This window comes from Polyangiaceae bacterium (genome assembly GCA_020633235.1).
Lineage (GTDB): Bacteria > Myxococcota_A > Polyangia > Polyangiales > Polyangiaceae > JACKEA01.
Genome location: JACKEA010000006.1, coordinates 428,480 through 447,521 on the forward strand (window position 1 = coordinate 428,480; position 19,042 = coordinate 447,521).

Below are 19,042 nucleotides of genomic sequence, written 5' to 3' on the forward strand. Positions count from 1 at the left end.
CACCTTCTTTTTGTTGTTGGTCCGGCGCGGAACCCGTCACGGAGCGAGCGGCAAGCGCCGTCGCGCTTCCGTCGCGCCATCCCACGGCTCTTCCACCAGCTCGAACGACGCGTGATCGAAGGGGCGGCCCGGCGCCGGCGCCCTGAGCTCGATCCGCTCACGCACGCCGCGCTCCGCGAGCTCGAGCACCCGGTGGTGGCAGTACGGGTTGTTCCCGGGCTTGCCGAAGATCGAATGCGCGGTCCAAGTGCAGCCGCCGCGGCACTCGTCGGCGTAGTAGCACGTCGCGCAAAAGCCCCACAGATCCGTCCGATCACGATCGCGCGTGTAGCGGAGCTCCCGCGTCTCGTTCCAGATGCGCGACAGACTCTGCTCCCGCACGTTGCCGCCGCCCCAAGCGGCCGTCGGCAGCGAGGGGCAGCCCTTGATCGTGCCATCGGCCTCGATGCCGAGGGCGAACTTGCCGGCCGGACACCCTTGCCACGCGCGAGGCCCTTCGCCTCCGCGGTTTCTCAAGATCGACTCGAAGGGACCGAAGTAGCCGATGTTGTTCGCGGGCCACAGGCGTACTCCCTGGGTCAAGCCCCGCTTCGCGAGCGCCGCGAGGCGGGGGTAGAGCTCGAGGAGCTCGTAGGGTTGCAGCAGCCACTCTGGACGATCGGCGGCGCGACCCATCGGCACGGTGAGCTGGACCTGCCAGCCTTGGGCGCCCTCGGCGACGAGTAGATCGAGCACGGAGTCCAGATCCGGAACGCTCAGACGGTTGAGCTGCGTATTGCCGGTGTGAGGCACCTTGGCCTCACGAAGATGGCGGAGCGCTCGGACCGCGGCGTCGAAGCTTCCGACCAGGTTTCGCTGCCGATCGTGGGCTTCCGAGAGGCCGTCGATCGACACGCTCACGGCCGACACGCCCGCGGCGGCGAGCGCCTGGGCGCGCTTTTGGGTGATGCCCCGACCGCCAGTGGTCATGGTGCAGCGCATCCCGCGCTCCACGATGGCGGCGGCGATCACCAGCCAGTCCTCACGCAGGTAGGCCTCGCCGCCGATGAGGGTGACCTCGCAGGCGCCCATCTCAGCAAGCTGGCGTATGACGTCGAGCGCTTCGTCCGTGGTCAGCTCGCCAGTGCGCGCCTTGCCGGCGCGCGAGCCACAGTGACTGCACGCGAGATCACAGCTCAGCGTGATCTCCCAAACCACGTACAGCGGGCGCGGTGCGTCCGCCGCGTGGGCGGCCCTCATTCCGGTGCCGTGTCCGTGGCCACGTCCGCGGCGGCGTCGTGAGTGCCACCGTCAGTGCCGGCGTCGCTCTCGTCCGGGAGGCCGTAGGCGCAACCGAGCCCCGCGGTCATCGCTGCCAGACCCGCCGCGCCGGCGACGATGACCTTGCCCACGGCGTGACGGCGCCGCTTGGCGCGGCGCGCGCAGAACGGGCACCGGGTCTCAGTGGCTCGCACGTGACGTTTGCAGTCAGGGCACGGAACAAGCATTCGCAAACCTTAGCACGGGCGCACGACGATGCCGCCGAAGCGCGCTTCCTCCGCGCGGCAGCGAACGCCGTCTATGGTGCAGCCTTGGTCGTGCGTGCGCTCGTTGGTGTCGATCACGACGGCGACCAAGCCTCCGAACGGACCTGCGTTCTCGAAGCGGAGCGCGTGCCCGTTCTGGTTCACGGCGCGCCGCACGCAGTCGGCGCACACGTGGTCCGGGTAGCGAGGGCTCCCGGGACGCGGCTCCCTGCAAATGGGGCATGGCGTGTCCGGCCCTGGGTTGGGCTGCATGAAGCTGATGCCGGCCATCAGAGCCGTCCCAAGATCTCGCGGTCGATCGCCGAGTAGTCCACGCTCGCGTCCAGGCGCGCGAGCACGGAGTAGAAGCCGACCTGCAGGCGATTCACGAACAGTACGTTGGCGGGAAAGGAGGTGAAGCGACTTCGCTTCTTGAACGCGAACATCTTCATGTCTTGCACGGCTGCAACGATTTCCGTGACGTACGGGCGGGTGACGCGATACGGACGCTCCAACATCGGCGCAAAGCAGCGCTGCATGTAGTGGGTGAGGGCGTCTTCGTAGTCGCCGGGCACGGTTTGGGCCACTTGCCGCACACCGAGCTGGAACGCTCGCATGTCTCCCGCTGCCGCCGCGCGATGCATGGCGCGGGCGCCGCCAAGGTGCTCGGCCTCTACCGGGAGCACGCAGCCGAAGTCGATGAAGGTGACGCTGCCGTCGGGCTGAAAGAAGTAGTTCCCCGGGTGAGGATCCACGTTGAGCTCCCCGGCGGCGAGGTAGCTGGTGAAGACGAAGCGCCACAGGGCACCCGCCCAGCTCGCGCGCAGCTCCTCCGGTGCGGCGGCGGCCTGCTCCAGCGTCTGGCCGCTCACGAGCTCACTGGTCAAGACCCGCGTGCTGGAGCGTTCGGCGATCACCTTGGGAACGTGGATGTCCTTGCGCTCGGCGAACAAGGCGCGGGAGCGCTCCTGGCGTTCGGCCTCCAGGCGGTAGTCGAGTTCCTCGCGGAAGCGCAGCGCCAGCTCGTCGAGCATTGCCCGCGAATTCATGGCGCGAGGCGTGAGGGCCCCGGCGAGCTTCTCCAGCACGAAGGCGTTGGACAGGTCCGCCTCCACGGCGCGCTCGATCCCTGGATGCTGCACCTTGACCGCGACGTTTCGGCCATCCGGCAAGCGAGCGGCGTGCACTTGTCCCAAGGACGCGCTCGCCAAAGCGTCGTCGTTCCATTCCGAGAACAGCTCGCCGATGGGCGCGGACAGCTCGCTCTCGACAACGGCGCGGATGTCCTCGGGAGACGAGCGTGGCGCGGCATCTTGCAGTACTCGGAGCGCGCGGGCGTACGCTTCTTGGTGCGCCTCGGGAACCAGGCCGTCGATGTAGCTCGCCAGCTGGCCGGCCTTGGCAGCCAGTCCGCGCAGGTTGCCGAGCAGCTCGGCGGCTTGCAGCGCGGCGCCCTGGGCCTCCTTGGACGTGACGAAGCCGGCGCCGCTGCGGATGCCCACGCGGGCGAGCCGCGCGAGCCGCACGATGCGGCCAACGGGGAGCCTCTTTTCCGTCACGGCGCTTCGCGCAGCAAGAACGAGGTCATCACGAACTCTTCCGCGGTCTTCTTCGGACCCGCCGCGTTGGTGAGCGTTCGGTACTGGGCCTTCACTCGGCGTTTCTTGTAGCTGGTGTACAGGGCCTGCGGTCCGTCCGGATGCGGCGCCCAGGAAGGCGCGCGATTCACGGCGGCGTGGGCCTGCTCCCGGGAGATGGTGCTCTGGTTCTCTGCGCGCATCCGCTCCCGGAGAGCCGTGAGCTGCTCGAAGGAGAGACCGAACAAGAACTCCTCGAAGGCCTGCATCTGCTCGTCCGGCACGTCCCCCTCGAAGTACTCCAGAAAGCGCGTGTCGCTGCACTCCCGGAGCAGACGAAAGAACTCGTGAGTGCCCATGGTGGTGCCGATCACCGGTCGGACCTTGTTGCGAGCGCGCCACACGGACTCGAGCACCGGGGCAAAGTCGTCAATCTCCGCCTCCAAGCGATCGTCCCAGATGTGGATCAACGCGTTGGCCGCAGCCAGCTTCACACGATGACTACCGCCCACGTCCGTGAGGATGGAGATGAACAGCTCTTCCGCGAGCTTGGAGTAGATGGATTGACCCAGCTCCAGCTGAGCCCGCTCCGTGAGGGACTCTTCGGCCGCTGCTGCCTCCAGCCCGTAGCAGATGGCCTTCAAGAAGTTGATCTTGGCCACCAGGTAGGACTGCCCAAAGATCACCCGCACCGGTACGTGCAGGTCGAAATCCCACTCCGGGACCGTGCACAAGAGCTCCAGCAGGGGCTCGCCGCTCACGCCGGTGGCGTGGCGCGCTTCCCACGAGCCGACGATGCGCGGTGTCTTTCGCACCAGCTCCGCGGCGTGGGACAGGCGGGCCAGATTGTCCCGGAGCAGGCCGGCCTCGTCGGGCTTTCGCTCTTCGATCACGGAGAGCGCGGCGCGCACCAGCTCACGCTCGAGCTCGTCGAGGAAGTAGAGGTCGCTTTGCCCCCGATCATCCACGCGGGCGAGACTACACCCGCCCGCGACCAGGGGGTAGGGGCGTCACGCCGGGCCGCAGGTGGCGGTGACCGAAGCGCTCTGGTTGTTGTCGTCGCGACACTCGTTGAACGTCTTGTTGTTCGGGTCGATCAAGATGCGCCCGAAGAAGGTGTCGGCGTTGGTGGCGGAGCCGCCGGGTACGGTGAAGTCGATCACCTCCGTCTGCCCCGCGAGCAGCACCTTGGTGGTCTGCACGGTGCCGAGCTGGGATTCGGTGCCGCCCTTGTTCACGAACACGCCGACCGTCACACCGGCGGGCAGCCCCGCGAGCCCGATGTTGCGCACGGAGACGTGCACGACCACCGGATTGGTGCAGTCCACGCTGATGCTCACGGTGGCGTCCGGCGCGTCGAAGATGCCCTTGTCCTGCACGTTCTGGCGGAAGTTGTTGAGCCACGGGAGCTTCCAGTTGTCCTGCTGATTCGCCGGGATGGAGCCGTAGACGTTGGGCGCTACGCAGGCGCTGTCGCGCGAGTCGCACACGTTCGAAACGGAGTAAGCGTGCTGGTTCCACAGCGTGCGCGTGCCGACCCAGGAGTTTTCCTTGTCGCCGAACACGGTGATGCCGCGATACGCCGTGGCACCCGCGGGCGGCTTCCAGGCCGGGCGGTTGTTCGCCGGGTCGTCCTTGTTCCAAGGCGCTACGTCGCAACCCCAGCCGCCGGCGCTCGGATCCGCTCCGTTGGAGACCATCACGATCTCGGAGTGGCCGTCGCCGTCGACATCCGCCACGAGGGACGCTTCCGTCGCGGTGAAGGAGGTCGTGTTGGTGGCCAGGCGCACGGCACCGGTGGTGCCGTCGTACACCCACAAGAAGCACTCGTCGGCGTAGACCACCTCGGCTTTGCCGTCGCCCTCGAAGTCGAACACGCTGGAGCCGGTCACGCTGCTGGAGAGGTCGTGGTTCGGAGCGGACCACATGACGTCCAGCTTGCCGGTTACGTAGTTCGGCTTGACCATCGCGTACTTGTCTCGCTCTGCGATGCCGATCTCGGGCTTCTTGTCGCCGTCGAAGTCCGCGACGGTGGGCGGACCGCTGCCGGTGCCCGGCAGGGTGACGGGGCCGAGCTCCACCTTGCCGTCGGCGCCTTCCAGCACCCACACCTTACCGCCGCTGCTGACGACGACCTCCGGCTTCTGATCTCCATCCAGATCCGCGACGGCATTGAAGCCGTTGGGCACGCCGCTCGGCGCCTGCCACAGCATGGAGCCGTCTTTCTCGTAGGCCGCGTTGCCCGCCACCAGCTCGAGCTTGCCGTCCTCGTCCAGGTCCGCAAAGAACGACAACGCTTGGTTGTTGCCACCGCCGCCGCCCGCGGCGCCCGTGAACAGGTACGTGATGGTGTTGCCGTTGGTGGTCCACACCGAGCCCGCGTAGGCGATCTCCGGGTGGCCATCGTTGTCCATGTCGCCCAGCGCGAGGCCGCCGCCCCAGCCGAAGCTCGCGGAAGCCGTGCCCGTGGGGTGGGGCTTGTCGCTGACGCCGAGCACTTTCCCGTCGCCGTCGATGACGGCGATCTTTCCTTCGCCGGTCATGGCCACGACGTCCATGCGTTGGTCGCCGTCGATGTCTCCCAGGGCCACGCTGATGCCGGCCGCGAAGCCGTTGCTGCCAGCTTCCGCCTTGGCCAGCGTCCAGAGCGTGTCGCCGGTCTTGCCGTCCACCGCGCGCAGCACGCCGTTCTGGCAAGCGCTGACGGTGTCCCCGGTGCAGTGGCAGCAGGTGCCCTTGGAGTTGCCCGATACGAACACGATGCTCGGCGAATCGCTCTCGTCCACCTGCCCATCGCAGTTCGCGTCGTACAGGCGGCCCACCGCGGGCGTGGCCCACACGTCGATCTTTCCGGCGTTCTGGGGCGGCACCTTCTCCTGGCCCCACTGCCACTTCTTCACCGGCGTCAGGTTGCCCGCGGGCGGGAAGTATTCGCACTTCTCGATGCAGGCACCGGCGTCCGGCACGCCGCCATCTCCTGCGCAGATCGGTGGCAGATCCAAACAGCGCCCGTTGGGAGGCACGGGAGCCGTGCACACCTTGCCGCCCGCATCCACCGCGCCCGCGTCACTCACGCCGCCCTCGGGGTTCTCTCCCAACGCCGTCTCGCAGTACTGACCCGGGTCGCAGTCCGCCTGACTCTGGCAGGTCTTGCCGGGAGTCACGCACTGGTCGAAGAGACAAATGTCACTGCCCGTGCAGCACGCACCACCGCAGGCCTTGTCCGCGCTGGAGCAGCACACGCCGTTCACGCACACACCGCTCTCGCAGGGGTTGCCGGGTCCGCACTGAGCCGCACCCCCGGTGCCGGTGTCGATGCCGCCCTCGTTGCTTCCTCCACCGGTGCCCGAAGTTCCGCCCACGGCTCCCCCGCCGCCGAAACCACCTCCCGCCACCTCGTTCGAATCACCGCCGCAGGACAGCGCCAGCACCAAAGGTGCACCGGCGAGACAGGTCGCCAATGCCAAGCGAAACACGCGCATCGTGAGCCTCCAAGGGGGACGAAAGGATTTCCAGGATAACACCCACCGCCCGCGTCCTCACGCCTTCAGAAAGAAGCGCCGCGTCATCCCCGCCGTCCGTCAGCCTACGCCGCCGCGATCTGCATTCCGCTCGTCGGACGTCAAATGATGCAGCCCACCGCATGGGTGTTGGTCCGCCGCGAAACCACGCTTCCCGGACGTCAAGACCCGAGCAGGGGTACGGCCTGGGCGAACGGAAACTCCTCCGGCGCGCTGAAGCCCGCCGCGGGGTAACGCGCGCGGGCCTCCCGCAGGAAGTACGTCCAAAGCCGTCGCGCGAGCGCGTTCGTGCGATCTCGAACGAAGGCCGCGCCGATCCACGCGCCGAAAGCCGCGGCTTCGGCCACGGGAACGAAGGCGAGCTCGTCGGGGTGAGCGTGGGCGAAGTGAGCGGCGAGGTGAGCGAAGACGATGCCGACGTCGGCGTGGCGTTGGAGCAGGGCGTAGGGCACGTCTCGGTGCTGGATGGAGAGGCGCTCGGGAAATGCGCCGATCTCCCGATCTTCCGCCTGCCGGCGCGCGTCGCCGCCGACCAGCGCTTCGATGGTCCGAAGGTACTGCTCCCGCGCCCCGGCCTCCTGCTCCGTGGCGAACACCAAGCGCAGCTCGCTGTGGCTCAGGGCTTCGGCGAGGGAGCGAACCGTACACGACCGATGGACCAGGAGCCCGAGGCCGCGATGCCGCGCGAACGGAACCGCCACGGGCTCGATCACGCCGCGCTCCGCCAACGTCCGCAATGGCGCTTCACCGGCCATCACGATGTCCGGGTAGGTGGCGGCCGGGTGAATCGGCAACACCGCACGTCCCAGCCGAATCCGCTTCGCCGCCAGCATGTCCACCAGCAAGCGCTGGGGCAGCGTGACCAACAGGATGTCGTCGGCGAGGGACGCATCACCGGAATGCAACGCCGCGTCGTCGAAGAGCAGCGGCGTCAGCACCGGAAAGTGATTGCCCTCCGAGAACACCGTGAGCTTCGCGGCGCCGCCGAGGGGACCGACGAAATCCAGCAGCGTGTTGGTATGGCCGGCGAGGGTGGGAACCTTCACGCGCGGAGCATAGTCCCGCCTCCGGCATTCCGCCCGCGACGCCCGAGCATCTGGGTGTTGGTCCGCCGCGAGTCTTCGAGAAACGACCGCCCTCGGCGGACCAAAGCCTCGCGAGCGCGCTGCCGCGTCAGGTGTGCACGAAGGCCAGCGCCACCATGGGCAGCAAGCCGAAGTACACGGCGGCGCGCAGGCTCACGCGAGACGGTTCATAGGCCAAGTGCGCCGTGATGAACGGCACGATGGCTGCAAAGGGTCGCGGAAAGCCGCTGGCGCGTCCGGTGAAGGCGAAGAGAGCAAGTCCCGCGACCGCAAAAGCAAGCAGTGGCAACAGGTGGCGGCCAGACGAGAAGCGAGGCGCGCCGGTGCGCACCGAAGGGTCCACGGAGCTCACCAGCCGAAGAACCAGCACCGCCGCGAGCGCCGCGAGACCGTAGCCCGGGGTCCGCGGTGCCGTGGGCCAGGGACCGACTAGCACTGCGAAGGCGCTGGACACGAGCGCTGCCTCGAGGAGGGCCGCTCGTTTCGTCTGGGCTGCCGGCAACGATGCGGCAACCAGGCCGAGCCCCGCCACGACGGAAACCACGGCGATGGACGTCATCATTTTCCAGACCTGCACTTGTCCGCGACAAGCACCGCAGCGCCGCAGGCCATGCCACCGAAGTACATCACCGCAAGGTCCGCCGGGCCGACCGCCGTGCCCGCCGCGGCGGCGATGACAGCCGCCCCGCACGTTCCTGTCTCCACCACCTGTTCGATCGCGCAATCTGGTGCGGGGCGGCCGGGAGCGGGAGCGCTTTGAGCTCGGCCGGTCGTGTGCGACGGCACGGGCTTGGGCTCGGGTTCCAGACCCGCTTGCTCCTGGAGCGCGCGAGCGATCTTCTCGCGATCGGAGAGCGCCCTCGGTGTGGGGCCGTGGGTGACGGTGATCTTCGGCGCGAACTGTTTCATCAGGGCCTGAACGCCAGCGCTCGGTTGCTTCTGCGCGGGTGCGGGCTTTCGCGCGGGAGCGCCGTCCGGGGGTGCTTCGGGGGCTTCGATGGGCTTTTGCGGTCGCGCGCCGCGGATGGGGTTCGGCATCGTGGGCGTCCTTCGGACGCCGTGACGCCGAGTTGCGGAGGGACTCGAAGCGTCGACGGCGTGAAGTGAGCTTGGCAGAGGCGGGGCGCGGCGTCCGTTCGCGGTGTTTCCGCGGCGGATCGACAAGCAGATGTGGAAGGGTGGGTCGTCGTCGGGGAGGGACGGTGGTACGGGTGAGCATGGTCACGCTGGTGACGGGGGCGACGGGGTTGGTTGGAAATGCCATCGTGCGCAGCCTCGTGGAGCGGCGGCGCGAGGTGCGCGTGCTGGCGCGCACGCCGGACAAGGCGCGGCGCCTGGTGCCGGAGGGCGTGGACGTGGTCCGCGGTGACGTGACGGAGGGCGACAGCTTGAAGCGCGCCTTCGAAGGAGTGAGCGTGGCGTATCACGCGGCGGGGCTACCGGAGCAGTGGCTGCCGGACGAGGGCACCTTCGATCGCGTGAACGTCGAGGGGACCGCGAACATGATCGAAGCCGCGCTCGCGGCAAACGTGAAGCGCTTCGTGCACACCAGCACCATCGACGTGTTCCGGGCGGCGCTGGGCGAGGAGTACGACGAGAGCGTGATCGATCCAGAGCCCAAGGGGACGGCCTACGAGCGCTCCAAGCAGGCGGCGGACCGCGCGGTGGTGAAGGCGCTTTCGCGCGGGTTGCCGGCGGTGTTCCTGCACCCGGCGGCGGTGTACGGCGATGGGCCGGCGGGCTCGCCGGGGCTCAACGACTTCGTCGACAAGCTCGTCAAACGGCAAGCTCCGGCGCTGCTGCCCGGAGGCATGCCGGTCGTGCACTCGGACGACGTGGGTGAAGCGCACGTCCGCGCGGAAGAGCGCGCGGAGGTCGGCGCGCGGTTCATTTTGAGCGAGCGCTACGCCACCCTCGAGGACATTGCGCGCATCGTGCACGAGCTGCGAGGCGTTCCGGTGCCGCGGACGTTGCCCCTATCGGTGGCGAAGCTGGCGTCGCGAGCCACGGAGCTGGTTGCGTCGATCACCAAGAAGCCGCCCCTCATTCCTCGCGGCCAGCTCGAGTTCATGCAGTGGCAAGCGCGTCCCAAGAGCACTCGGGCGCGTGCGGAGCTCGGCATCGATTTCTTGCCCCTCCCGGACGGGATCGCGCGCTTGCTCGGCTCGGAAGTGTGAACGCGCTTCGCGGACTGGTGTTGGCAGCGCTGCTGCTCGTGGCCTGCGCGCCGGCGGAGCGCGCTCCGACCGTGATCACGATTTCCGCGAGCGGCGTGGGCAAGGAGGGAAAGCTGCTGTCGCGGCAGCTCGACCGTTTCATGCAGTTGCACCCCGGGGTGCGCGTGGTGCGGGAAACCACACCGGACGACGCCGAGGTGCGGCACCGCGGCTATGTGCAGCGCTTGGTCGCGGGCTTGCACCAGCCGGACGTCTTGCAGCTGGACGTGATCTGGACGCCGGAGCTGGCAGCGGCGGGGTGGCTGCTCCCGCTCGAGGCTCCGGACGCGCAGGACTTCGTGAAGCCCGCGCTCGATGCGCAGCGCCATCAGGGCCAGCTGTACGCGCTACCGTGGTTCGTGGACGTCGGCATGCTGTACTACCGCAAGGACCGCGGGCCGCCGCCGACGAGCCTGGCGGACCTCGAGCGCGGCGGCCTCGCATGGCAAAACGCGCGCTACGAAGGACTCGTCACGGTATTCCAGGAGGTGCTCGGGGCCTTTGGCGGTCGCATGAAGGACGACCAAGGCCACTTGGTGGTGGATTCGCCCCAGGGTGACAAGGCGCTTTCCTTCATGCGCAGCGCGATCACGCGGGGCTCCGTGCCGCGCGCTGCGCTCTCCTGGCACGAGGAAGAAACGCGCTTCGCGTTCGAGAACGGGCGCGTGCGCTTCATGCGGAACTGGCCCTATGCGGCGTCGCTGCTGACGGTGCCCTTCGGCGTGATGCCGTTGCCGGCAGCTCCGGGCGGGCAGCCCACGGCGGCGCTGGGCGGAGCGGCCCTGGCCGTGAACGCAGCGAGCGAGCACCCGCGGGAAGCCCGCGCGCTGATCGAGTATCTCACCGCGCCGGAACAGATGCTCGAGCGCGCGCGGATTGCGGGACAGCTGCCAGCGCGTCTGAGCGTGTATCGCTCGCCCGAGCTCGAGCTGGCGATCTCGCCGGCGGATGCCCTGCGCATCGTGCGGAGCGCGCGAGCTCGGCCAGCGTCGCCGATCTATTCCGAGCTTTCGGAGCTGCTCCAGATCCATCTGCACGACGCCCTGAGCGGGCGCGCCGAGCCCCATGCCGCGCTCTCGGCAGCGGCGCGGGAGATGAACGCGCGCATCGAGCGGAAGCCGCCGCGCGAAACGTCGCGAGCGCCGTGGATCGTCGCCTTCGGGCTCTTGGCGCTGGGCCTCGGTTTGCTGTTTTTGCGTCGCCGCCCGCGGCCAGAGCCGGACGACCGCCTCGGCTGGCTGCTCACGGCGCCGGCACTGGGCGTCGTGTTGCTCGTAGTCGGCGTGCCGCTGGCGCTCACCGTTTGGGAGTCCCTGCACGCGCACCGCCTGGCGATGCCCTGGCAGGGGCGGCCTTTCGTGGGTGCGCGCAACTACGCGGAGCTGTTCGGCGATCCGCGCGTGAGGGGTGCGCTCGTTCGCACCCTCGGCTTCGTGGGGGTCAGCGTGGCGTTGGAGCTGGCTTTCGGCTTTGCGCTGGCGTTGGGCATGAAGCGCGCGCTGCGAGGGCGGCTGTCCCGCGCGCTGGCCCTGGCACCTTGGGCCATGCCCACGGTGGTGGTCGGGCTCGGTTTTCGCTTCTTGTTCGACGACCAAAGCGGGATCGCTCGCGCCGTCGCTACGGGTTGGCTCAGCTCGCCGACCTTGGCCTGGGTGCCGCTGGTGAGCGCGGACGTGTGGAAGACGACGCCTTTCGTCGCCCTGCTTCTGCTCGCGGGTCTGTCGGCGATTGACGAACGCTTGTACGAAGCTGCGGCGCTGGACGGTGCCGGCGTTTGGCAGCGCTTCTGGTACCTCACGTTGCCGCTGGTGCGGCCCGCGCTCTTGGTGGCGCTCGTGTTCCGAACGCTGGACGCGTTCCGCATCTTCGATCTTGCCTTGGTGCTCACCGGCGGCGGTCCCGGCACCGCCACGGAGCCAGTGGCGCTGCTCGCCTACACATCGCTGTTCTCCCACCTCCGTTTTGGTTACGGCTCCGCCCTGGGCGTCGTCATGTTCGCGGTCACGTTGGCACTGGCGTGGGCCTACGTGCATCTCCTGGAGCGTGCGCAGTGAAACGCTGGGCTCTTGCTTTCGCGACGCTGTTCGGCATCGTAGTGCCCATCGCGTGGCTCATCCTTGCGTCCCTGCGGCCGGAAGCAGAGCTGTTCGATGGTCGCGTCCTGCCCAGCGCGATCACGTTCCAGCACTATGCCGAAGTGCTCTCCCGGCGCGAGCTCCGCGGGCCGCTCTCGAGCTCGCTGTGGGTCGCGAGCATCACGGCCATCTCCTGTTTGGCACTCGGCACTTCTGCTGCCTACGCTCTCGGCCGCCTGCGCTTTTCCGCCCGTAAGAACGTGCTGGCATTGCTGCTCGCGGTCAGCCTGTTTCCCCCGGTGGCGCTGGTGTCACCGTTGTTTCTGCTGCTTCGGGACGCGGGTTTGTTGAATACGACGCTGGGCCTGGTGCTGCCCTATGTGAGCTTCGCCTTGCCGCTGACGGTCTGGCTCCTGACGGGGTTCTTTCGCGAGCTGCCGTCGTCTCTGGAAGACGCGGCGCGCCTGGACGGCGCGTCTCGCTGGCAGGCCTTCCGCTGGGTGCTGTTGCCCGCGGTGATGCCGGGACTCGCCGCTGCCGGGATCGTCACCTTCGTGTTCTGTTGGAACGAGCTGCTCTTGGCCTCTGCCTTCACGTTCACGCCCGAGCATCAGACCCTGCCGGTGGCGCTCACGTTGCTCCGGGGTCGGCATCAGGTGCCCTGGGGTCAGGTGCTCGCCGCCTCGGTGGTGACGACGCTACCGGTGGTGGTCCTGGTGGTGGCGCTGGAGCGCCGCATCACGCGAGCGCTGACCGGCGGCTGAGCTCAGCGACGCGACGACAGCAACCCAACGAGGGACGCCGCGCCGCAGAACCCCACCACGCCCAACAGGAACAGCGCCGTGACGCTCCACCCGGGACCGCTCTCCTTGGAGAGCAGGAACACGAAGCCGAGCAGCGGCAGCAGCACGAGCGCCGTGGTCAGGCCGCTCATGGCTCTCGCGGTGCCCAGTGTGCCGCGGAAGAAACCCGGGCCCGGCGTGAGGCCGACGCCGCGCAGCGTCAGCTCGGCGGAGCCCAGCAACAGCACGTAACCCATGAGCCCTGCTCCCAAGAACAGCCAGTGGCCGAGCGGTGTCGTGCGAATGGACAGCACCATGCAGCAGAGCGCCACGAGAAAGGTGATGCCGGCGCCGATCAGCTGGATCGGATTGGACTCTGGCTCACTCACGACCCAGCAAGCCTAGCGGATCGTGGGCGTTGAAGATCTCGATCTCGTGGCCATGGGCAGAATGCAGGGCGGAGAGTTGCGCCTGATTGGCCCTGCGGAGGGCGCGGTCGGTGTCCGCCCGACGCTGGAAATAGCGGAGTCCTAGCGGTGTACGGCCACCGGTGATTTGGGTCTGGTGAAAGAAGGCGTCCCCGGCGTGCAGCAGCCACTTGTCGGGGCCGCGGACAGCCACGCCGCAGTGTCCTGCAGTGTGACCGAACAGCGGGATCAGCAGAATGTCGGGCTCGCCGTCCAACAGGGAACGAACGGCGTCGAAGCCGAACCAGCGCTCGCCGTCGTGGTTCCAGAGCTTCCAGCGGGGACCGTGGCGGAAGTGGGCTGGAATGTAGCGCCCCGCACGGACCGACACTCTTCCCATCAGTGCGTCGTGCTCGCGCTGATGGACGTGAACCGTCGCATCGGGGAAGTCCTCCAGGCCACCGGCGTGGTCGAGGTCCAGGTGCGTGAGCACGATGTGCCGCACGTCGCTCGGTGCAAACCCCAACGCTCGAACCCGAGCGATGGCGGTCTCCGAGGGATCCAGCTTGGGAGTGACAAGGCGCACCCAGCTCTTTCCGAGACGCGCGGGATCAGCAATGTCTCGGGTGCCGAGCCCAGTTTCGACCAGCACCAACCCGTCCTCGGTTTCCAACAGCAGGGCGTGGCACACGAGGCGCGCTCGCTGAAACGGACCGCCGGTTCCGTTCACCCAACGAGCGCCTCGCGGGCACAGAGTGCCGACGTTGAGGTGATGGATGCGCATGCGGCATGAACTCGCACGAGCCTAGCCATGTGTAAAATATGTTATTTTGATAGTATCAATAGGATTTGCCTATGGATATTCGGTCCCTCCGCTACTTCGCCGCGGCGTTCGAGGAAGGCAGCATCACCCGGGCTGCCCGACGTTGCTTCATATCCCAGCCATCCGTCTCCGGGGCCATCAGCGGACTGGAAGAAGAGCTCGAGACGCGGCTGTTCGTCCGCCACAAGAAGGGCGTGGTGCCCACGCCGCAGGCGAAGGAGCTCTACCCCTTCGCCCGCAAGATGCTGGACGAGACCGAGGCTTTGCGTCGGCGCTTCAAACAGCCGGCGGTAGAGCGCAGGCTGACTCTGGGACTGATGCAGAGCCTCGACATCGCGCGGACGATGGAGCTGCTCCGGCCCTTCAGTGAGGATCCCGATCTTCGGCTGCGGCTGGTAGGCGGCGATGACGAATGTGACGCACGCATCGTTTCTCGTACGTTGATTCGCAAGAACGAGTCCTTCGTCGTCCTGTGGAAAGAACGCTACGTGGTGGCGCTGCCGGCAGCGCACCCGCTGGCCCTTCGCGAGAAGGTGCGTGCCATGGATCTAGTGAGCATCGATCTCGTAGCGCGCTGTCATTGCGAGAACGCCGAGCTCTTCGCTCGAGCTGGCAAGCGGTTGGAAACGGTGGCGGTGGCACAGTCCGAGGAGTGGGCGCTGGCCCTGGTCGCGGCGGGTCTGGGGGTGGCTTTCGTCCCAGAAGGAGTGGCAGCAAACGCTGTGGGCGTCGTGCTCCGACCCATCGCGGACGCGGACTTTTTGCGGGAGGTCGGCCTTGCCTATGGTCGCTCGCCCAGCGCGGAGGTGGAGCGCTTGATCCGCGTCATTCGCCCCCCGCGCCGCGGCCGGCGTCGCGCCTGACCACGGGTCTGCTAAGCTCAGGCCGTGCGAACGGCTTGGATCCTCGGCGCGCTCGTTGTGGGCGCATGTTCTTCCGACATCCAGTACGTGGACGACGACGACTCCGGCGTGAGTGGAAGCGCGGGCACGCACTCCCTGGATGCCGCCTCGGAGTGGGGCACGGGGGGCGGCGCTGGTGGCACGTCGCCCGCGGATTCGGGGACGGACGTGGTGGAAGACGTGACGACGGATGGCCCCGCGCCGTGCGGCAACGTCGTGCACTTCGATCTGCCGGCGTCGGCGGACACGCAGTTGGACCTGCAAGCCGCGAGCTGTGGCACCAACTGCGACGCATCCTCCAACTGGGGTCATGACATGAACCTCGTGGTGGGGCTGGGTTCTTGCCCCGGAGGGTCGACGCACGTGCTCGTGCGATTCGACATCGACGCGCCTTTGAAGGCAGCGATTCTCGGCAGCCGTATCGAAACCATGGACCTCGTGCTGACGACAGATCCGAAATTCACGGTAAACAACATCGCGGGGACGCTGAATGTCTTCGGGATGACCAGCACTTGGGAAGAAGGAACTGGGCTCGAGCGCGATGGCGCCAACTGGTGCTACGCGACCGTGAACTGCTGCACCCAGCACACTGGTTCCAATTGCTGCCAGTATGGCCAGAAGTGGGGCTTGGCTGGCGCCCTTGGCATCAACGACAGCGGCCCTCAGGCGGGCTTTCTCCCGATCACGACATTCGACCAGGACACTCTGAGCGTGACCGTGGATCCAGCCACGATCGTGAAGTGGGCGAACACCGAGCTCAGTTTCATGCTGCGCAGCGATGGCGCCTTGAAGCTGTATCTCAAGTCTCGCGACGCGGGCTACGGCCCGCGCCTGCAAGGCACTTACTGCGACATCGACGGCTCCAACTGACTCAGTTGCAGCCGTCTTTCTGCGCCCACTCGTCCGGATTCGGCTGCGTATTGCAGTACAGGCCGCCGTTCGGGTAGCAGCAGGTGATGGCGCCCGGCGTGTTGCACTGACTGCCCGTAGCGGGCATCTCCGCCGGGCAGCACACGCGATTGGGCGAGGTCGTCCAGTGCGGGTTGGTGCCGGTGCCACCCGTGCAGATCAGCGGCTTCTCTCCTGCGGCGTAGCAACAGATGGCGAAGGCGTTGCAGGGGTCGTTCACCGCGGGCGGGGAGTCCGGGCATGGACCGCTGTTGATGAACGTGACACCGCTCGAGCCGCCGGTGCCCGTTCCGGCAGCGCCGCCCGTTGCGGAGCCCGCGGCCCCGCCGCTGCTGTTGCCCGCGGCGCCGCCACTTGCACTTCCCGCGGTGCCGCCGGTCCCGGCTCCGGAGGCGCCACCGGTGTTGCTGCCACCGGTCCCGGCTCCGGCAGCGCCGCCGGTGTTGCCGCCGCCAGTTCCGGTTCCGGAGGCACCGCCGGTGCTCCCCGCGCTACCGCCGGAACCACTCAGCCCCGCGTCGTCCGATCCACCACACGCGACGAGCGCGATGCCAACCACGAAAGCCCAAGCCCCAAAGCTCTTCATGCTTACCAGCTTACGCTGGTTCTCGTTGAATTGGCATCGCGCACCTTTGCCTACTTCAGCTCCTGTGCCTTCTCGATCAGGCCCACGAGCTCGCGTCGCGCGCTCTGATCGCGACCGCTGCCCACGCCCTCCCGCGCCAACGAAAGCACGCTCTGGTAGCTGGCCGTTCCCTTGTGCGGAGAGTCCCTGAGCAGCATGCCGAAGCCCGCGACCGCCGAAGCGAAGCGGAAGTCGGTGGAGGCTCGTGAGGGCTCCTGGCCGCCGTCGCGCACCGGGAACTCCAGGAGTTGGCTGGTGTTTCCGTCCGGCTGCTTGTAGCGGAGCTTCAGGGTCAAGAGCTCACCACTCGCCGCTGCGGCGCTCGGCTGTCCCGGCGCTTGGTACTTGAGGTCGTCCACGCCTCCCTGTGGCGGCTTCGCGCCCACGGGCACGATCTCGTACAGCGCCGTGACGGTGTGCCCCGCGCCAATGTCGCCGGCGTCCTTGGTGTCGTCGTTGAAATCTTGGTGAGCGAGCACGCGGTTCTCGTAGCCGATCAATCGGAACGACTGCACCACCGCGGGGTTCATCTCCACCTGGATCTTCACGTCCTTCGCCACGGTGATCAGCGTGCCCGCGGCCTGTTCCCCGAGGACCTTGCGCGCTTCGCTGGCGCTGTCCACGTAGGCGTAGTTGCCGTTGCCCTTGTCTGCCAGCTTCTCCAACGTGGAGTCCTTGTAGTTGCCCATGCCGAAGCCGAGCACGCTCAAGAACACGCCGCTCTTTGCCTTGTTCTGAACCAGATCCACCAGGTCGCTCTGGTTGGTGACGCCGACGTTGAAGTCACCGTCGGTCGCCAGCAGCACGCGATTGACGCCGCCCTTCTCGAAGTTCTTCTCTGCCATGGCGTACGCCAGCTCGATACCGTCGCCCGCGTTCGTGGAACCTCCGGCTTCCAGACGATCCAGCGCCGCCAGGATCTCGCCTTGCTGGTCGCCCGCGGTTGGGGGCAGCACCAACCCCGAAGCGCCGGCGTAGACCACGATGGACACTCGGTCGCGATGATCGAGCTGTTCCACCAGCATGCGGAAGGCGCGCTTCAGGAGCGGCAGCTTGTTGGCCGCGTTCATGGACCCGGACACGTCCAGCAAGAACACCAGGTTCACGGGTGGCCGCGTCGCGGCCGTCACTTCCTTTGCCTTGATGCCGATGCGCACCAGCCGGTGATCCTTGGCCCACGGCGCCTGATTCACCTCGGTGGTCACCGAGAAGGGCTTGCCGTCGTTCGGCTGCGGATACTGATAGGAGAAGTAGTTGATCATTTCCTCGATGCGCACGGCGCCCTTGGGCGGCAGCCGCCCGTTCTGCGTCAGGAAGCGCCGCACCAGGGAGTAGCTGGCGGTGTCCACGTCTATCGAGAACGTGGAGCGCGGATCCGTCTTCACGGAGATGAAGGGGTTGTCCTGCAGAGAGTCGTAGCTCTCCGTGTTGTGATCAGGTTGTCGGTCCGGCGCGATTTCCCCGCGGTCCGCCCGTCCCAGGGGCGGCGGACCCATGGCCTTGCTCTTCAGGTCCGCCGGGGCGGTCGCCATCGGCGCAGGTGCCGTCACGGGCGCGGGCTCGTCCAGCATGGCGATCTTGCCAGCTTGCTCCGACAGCTGAGGGGCCGCGCGTTGGTTCAGCGTCGCCAGCGCCACGAGCGTGAGCGGCAGCGCCGCGGCTACGGCGGAGATCGCCCAGAAGCTCTTCTTGCGCAGCAGCGAAACCTTCGCCGGCTGCTTGCTAGGCAGCGCGCTCTCGATGCGTGCCCGGCCCTCCCTCGAGAGCTGGACGTCGTCGCTCTGGAGCTCGTTCGTCAAGAGCGCCGTGGTCTGGCGAATCGCCGATAGCTCGCTTCGGGCGGCTTCGTCTTCGGCAAGCAGCGCTTCGAAGCTCGCGAGATCTTCAGCTTCGAGCTCGCCGAGAGCGTAGGCCGTCAGGCGGGGGTCGTTGGGCTCGATGCTCATTTTGCGCTCCTCGTGCTGGCCAGCGCGGGCGTGAAATCGCTGCCGAGCTCAGCTCGGATCTTCTGCACGGCGGCGTGCAACAAAACGCCGACGTTGTTCACCGTGGTGTCCATGACCTCGGCGATCTCCTTGTAGCGAAGACCCGCCGAGAACTTGAGCTGCACCGCTTGTCGTTGCTTGTCCGTCAGGCTCGCGAGTGCGGCTTCGATCCGGCTCATGGATTGCCGGCGTTCGACGTGGCTCGCGGGCCCGCTGTCCGGGCTTTCCATTCCCTCGTCCTCCAGGTTCATGAGGCGACCCTGTTGACGGAAGACGTCCCGTGCGCGATTGCGACACACGGTAAAGAGCCATTGGGTGAGATGGCCTTCCACCTTGGACCGCTCTGCTTTGCAGAGCGCGACGAAGGTGTCCTGTACGATGTCGGCGGCGTGCTCGCGTCCCGCCAAGCTGGCGGCGTAGCGCAAGAGTGGCTTCTCGAAACGCGCGAGGGCGTCCAAGACGAGCACTCGCCTGTCGTCTTCCGTCACGTCCTGACCTCGAAGGGACAACGCGAGAGCGTGAGATTTATTAGGCCGGTTCGCGACGATTTCGCGGCGGACCGACAAAAATCAAAGGATTCCAAGTGGATCAGCCCGGGGGTGGAGGACGGGCGGGGCGTTTCGGAGGCGA

General features: G+C 67.5%; 19 protein-coding genes. 5 read left to right on the forward strand and 14 right to left on the reverse strand.

From position 1 onward, the window contains the following. Nucleotides 1-36: 36 nt before the first annotated feature. The 9 genes from H6717_31670 to H6717_31710 form a co-directional block, all read right to left on the reverse strand. Nucleotides 37-1,239, reverse strand: a complete 1,203-nt coding sequence (locus H6717_31670; protein MCB9581632.1) for a radical SAM protein — start codon at nucleotides 1,237-1,239, stop codon at nucleotides 37-39. Beyond that, nucleotides 1,236-1,454, reverse strand: coding sequence for a hypothetical protein (locus H6717_31675; protein ID MCB9581633.1), 219 nt, complete (start codon nucleotides 1,452-1,454; stop codon nucleotides 1,236-1,238). The genes H6717_31670 and H6717_31675 overlap by 4 nt, the downstream gene beginning before the upstream one ends. A 42-nt stretch (nucleotides 1,455-1,496) precedes the next feature. Then, on the reverse strand, nucleotides 1,497-1,796 hold the full coding sequence (locus tag H6717_31680; GenBank protein MCB9581634.1) for a hypothetical protein: 300 nt from the start codon (nucleotides 1,794-1,796) through the stop codon (nucleotides 1,497-1,499). Further along, entirely contained in the window at nucleotides 1,796-3,064 is a 1,269-nt protein-coding gene (locus tag H6717_31685) for an AarF/ABC1/UbiB kinase family protein (protein MCB9581635.1), read from the reverse strand. The genes H6717_31680 and H6717_31685 overlap by 1 nt, the downstream gene beginning before the upstream one ends. Continuing rightward, complete coding sequence (locus H6717_31690) at nucleotides 3,061-4,050, reverse strand: hypothetical protein (protein ID MCB9581636.1); 990 nt, start codon at nucleotides 4,048-4,050, stop codon at nucleotides 3,061-3,063. The genes H6717_31685 and H6717_31690 overlap by 4 nt, the downstream gene beginning before the upstream one ends. Before the next feature lie 42 nt (nucleotides 4,051-4,092). Continuing rightward, the gene (locus H6717_31695; GenBank protein ID MCB9581637.1) at nucleotides 4,093-6,564 is read right to left on the reverse strand and encodes a VCBS repeat-containing protein; all 2,472 of its coding nucleotides are present in this window, start codon (nucleotides 6,562-6,564) and stop codon (nucleotides 4,093-4,095) included. A 200-nt stretch (nucleotides 6,565-6,764) separates the two neighbouring features. Continuing rightward, nucleotides 6,765-7,649 carry a hypothetical protein gene (locus H6717_31700; GenBank protein ID MCB9581638.1) on the reverse strand — a complete coding sequence of 295 codons (885 nt, stop codon included), beginning with the start codon at nucleotides 7,647-7,649 and terminating at the stop codon, nucleotides 6,765-6,767. A gap of 127 nt (nucleotides 7,650-7,776) precedes the next feature. After that, nucleotides 7,777-8,265, reverse strand: a complete 489-nt coding sequence (locus tag H6717_31705; protein ID MCB9581639.1) for a hypothetical protein — start codon at nucleotides 8,263-8,265, stop codon at nucleotides 7,777-7,779. Beyond that, nucleotides 8,247-8,726, reverse strand: coding sequence for a hypothetical protein (locus H6717_31710; protein ID MCB9581640.1), 480 nt, complete (start codon nucleotides 8,724-8,726; stop codon nucleotides 8,247-8,249). The genes H6717_31705 and H6717_31710 overlap by 19 nt, the downstream gene beginning before the upstream one ends. Before the next feature lie 179 nt (nucleotides 8,727-8,905). Here H6717_31710 and H6717_31715 point away from each other — a divergent pair, with 179 nt between their 5' ends. The 3 genes from H6717_31715 to H6717_31725 are packed head-to-tail and all read left to right on the forward strand — an operon-like array spanning nucleotide 8,906 to nucleotide 12,743. Further along, nucleotides 8,906-9,865, forward strand: a complete 960-nt coding sequence (locus tag H6717_31715; GenBank protein ID MCB9581641.1) for an NAD-dependent epimerase/dehydratase family protein — start codon at nucleotides 8,906-8,908, stop codon at nucleotides 9,863-9,865. Continuing rightward, nucleotides 9,862-11,958: an extracellular solute-binding protein gene (locus H6717_31720; protein ID MCB9581642.1), complete on the forward strand. Its 2,097-nt coding sequence runs from the start codon at nucleotides 9,862-9,864 to the stop codon at nucleotides 11,956-11,958. The genes H6717_31715 and H6717_31720 overlap by 4 nt, the downstream gene beginning before the upstream one ends. Continuing rightward, complete coding sequence (locus H6717_31725) at nucleotides 11,955-12,743, forward strand: carbohydrate ABC transporter permease (GenBank protein MCB9581643.1); 789 nt, start codon at nucleotides 11,955-11,957, stop codon at nucleotides 12,741-12,743. The genes H6717_31720 and H6717_31725 overlap by 4 nt, the downstream gene beginning before the upstream one ends. Before the next feature lie 2 nt (nucleotides 12,744-12,745). Here the strand turns inward: H6717_31725 and H6717_31730 are convergent, their stop codons facing one another. Together H6717_31730 and H6717_31735 are read right to left on the reverse strand one after the other, a co-directional pair. Beyond that, nucleotides 12,746-13,150: a hypothetical protein gene (locus tag H6717_31730; protein ID MCB9581644.1), complete on the reverse strand. Its 405-nt coding sequence runs from the start codon at nucleotides 13,148-13,150 to the stop codon at nucleotides 12,746-12,748. Beyond that, nucleotides 13,143-13,952: an MBL fold metallo-hydrolase gene (locus tag H6717_31735; protein MCB9581645.1), complete on the reverse strand. Its 810-nt coding sequence runs from the start codon at nucleotides 13,950-13,952 to the stop codon at nucleotides 13,143-13,145. Before H6717_31735 ends, H6717_31730 begins: the two co-directional genes overlap by 8 nt. A 71-nt stretch (nucleotides 13,953-14,023) precedes the next feature. On the opposite strand from H6717_31735, the gene H6717_31740 reads away from it, so the two are divergent. After that, nucleotides 14,024-14,854 (forward strand): LysR family transcriptional regulator, encoded by an 831-nt coding sequence (locus H6717_31740; protein MCB9581646.1) that lies wholly within the window; start codon nucleotides 14,024-14,026, stop codon nucleotides 14,852-14,854. Between the two features lie 24 nt (nucleotides 14,855-14,878). Further along, a complete protein-coding gene (locus H6717_31745; protein ID MCB9581647.1) occupies nucleotides 14,879-15,763 on the forward strand; it encodes a hypothetical protein in 885 nt (294 codons plus the stop codon). 1 nt (nucleotide 15,764) lies between these two features. Here H6717_31745 and H6717_31750 read toward each other — a convergent pair whose 3' ends face one another. The 3 genes from H6717_31750 to H6717_31760 are packed head-to-tail and all read right to left on the reverse strand — an operon-like array spanning nucleotide 15,765 to nucleotide 18,819. Next, nucleotides 15,765-16,388, reverse strand: a complete 624-nt coding sequence (locus H6717_31750) for a hypothetical protein (GenBank protein MCB9581648.1) — start codon at nucleotides 16,386-16,388, stop codon at nucleotides 15,765-15,767. A 50-nt stretch (nucleotides 16,389-16,438) separates the two neighbouring features. After that, nucleotides 16,439-18,373, reverse strand: a complete 1,935-nt coding sequence (locus H6717_31755) for a von Willebrand factor type A domain-containing protein (protein MCB9581649.1) — start codon at nucleotides 18,371-18,373, stop codon at nucleotides 16,439-16,441. Next, nucleotides 18,370-18,819: a sigma-70 family RNA polymerase sigma factor gene (locus H6717_31760; GenBank protein MCB9581650.1), complete on the reverse strand. Its 450-nt coding sequence runs from the start codon at nucleotides 18,817-18,819 to the stop codon at nucleotides 18,370-18,372. Before H6717_31760 ends, H6717_31755 begins: the two co-directional genes overlap by 4 nt. Between the last annotated feature and the right edge of the window lie 223 nt (nucleotides 18,820-19,042).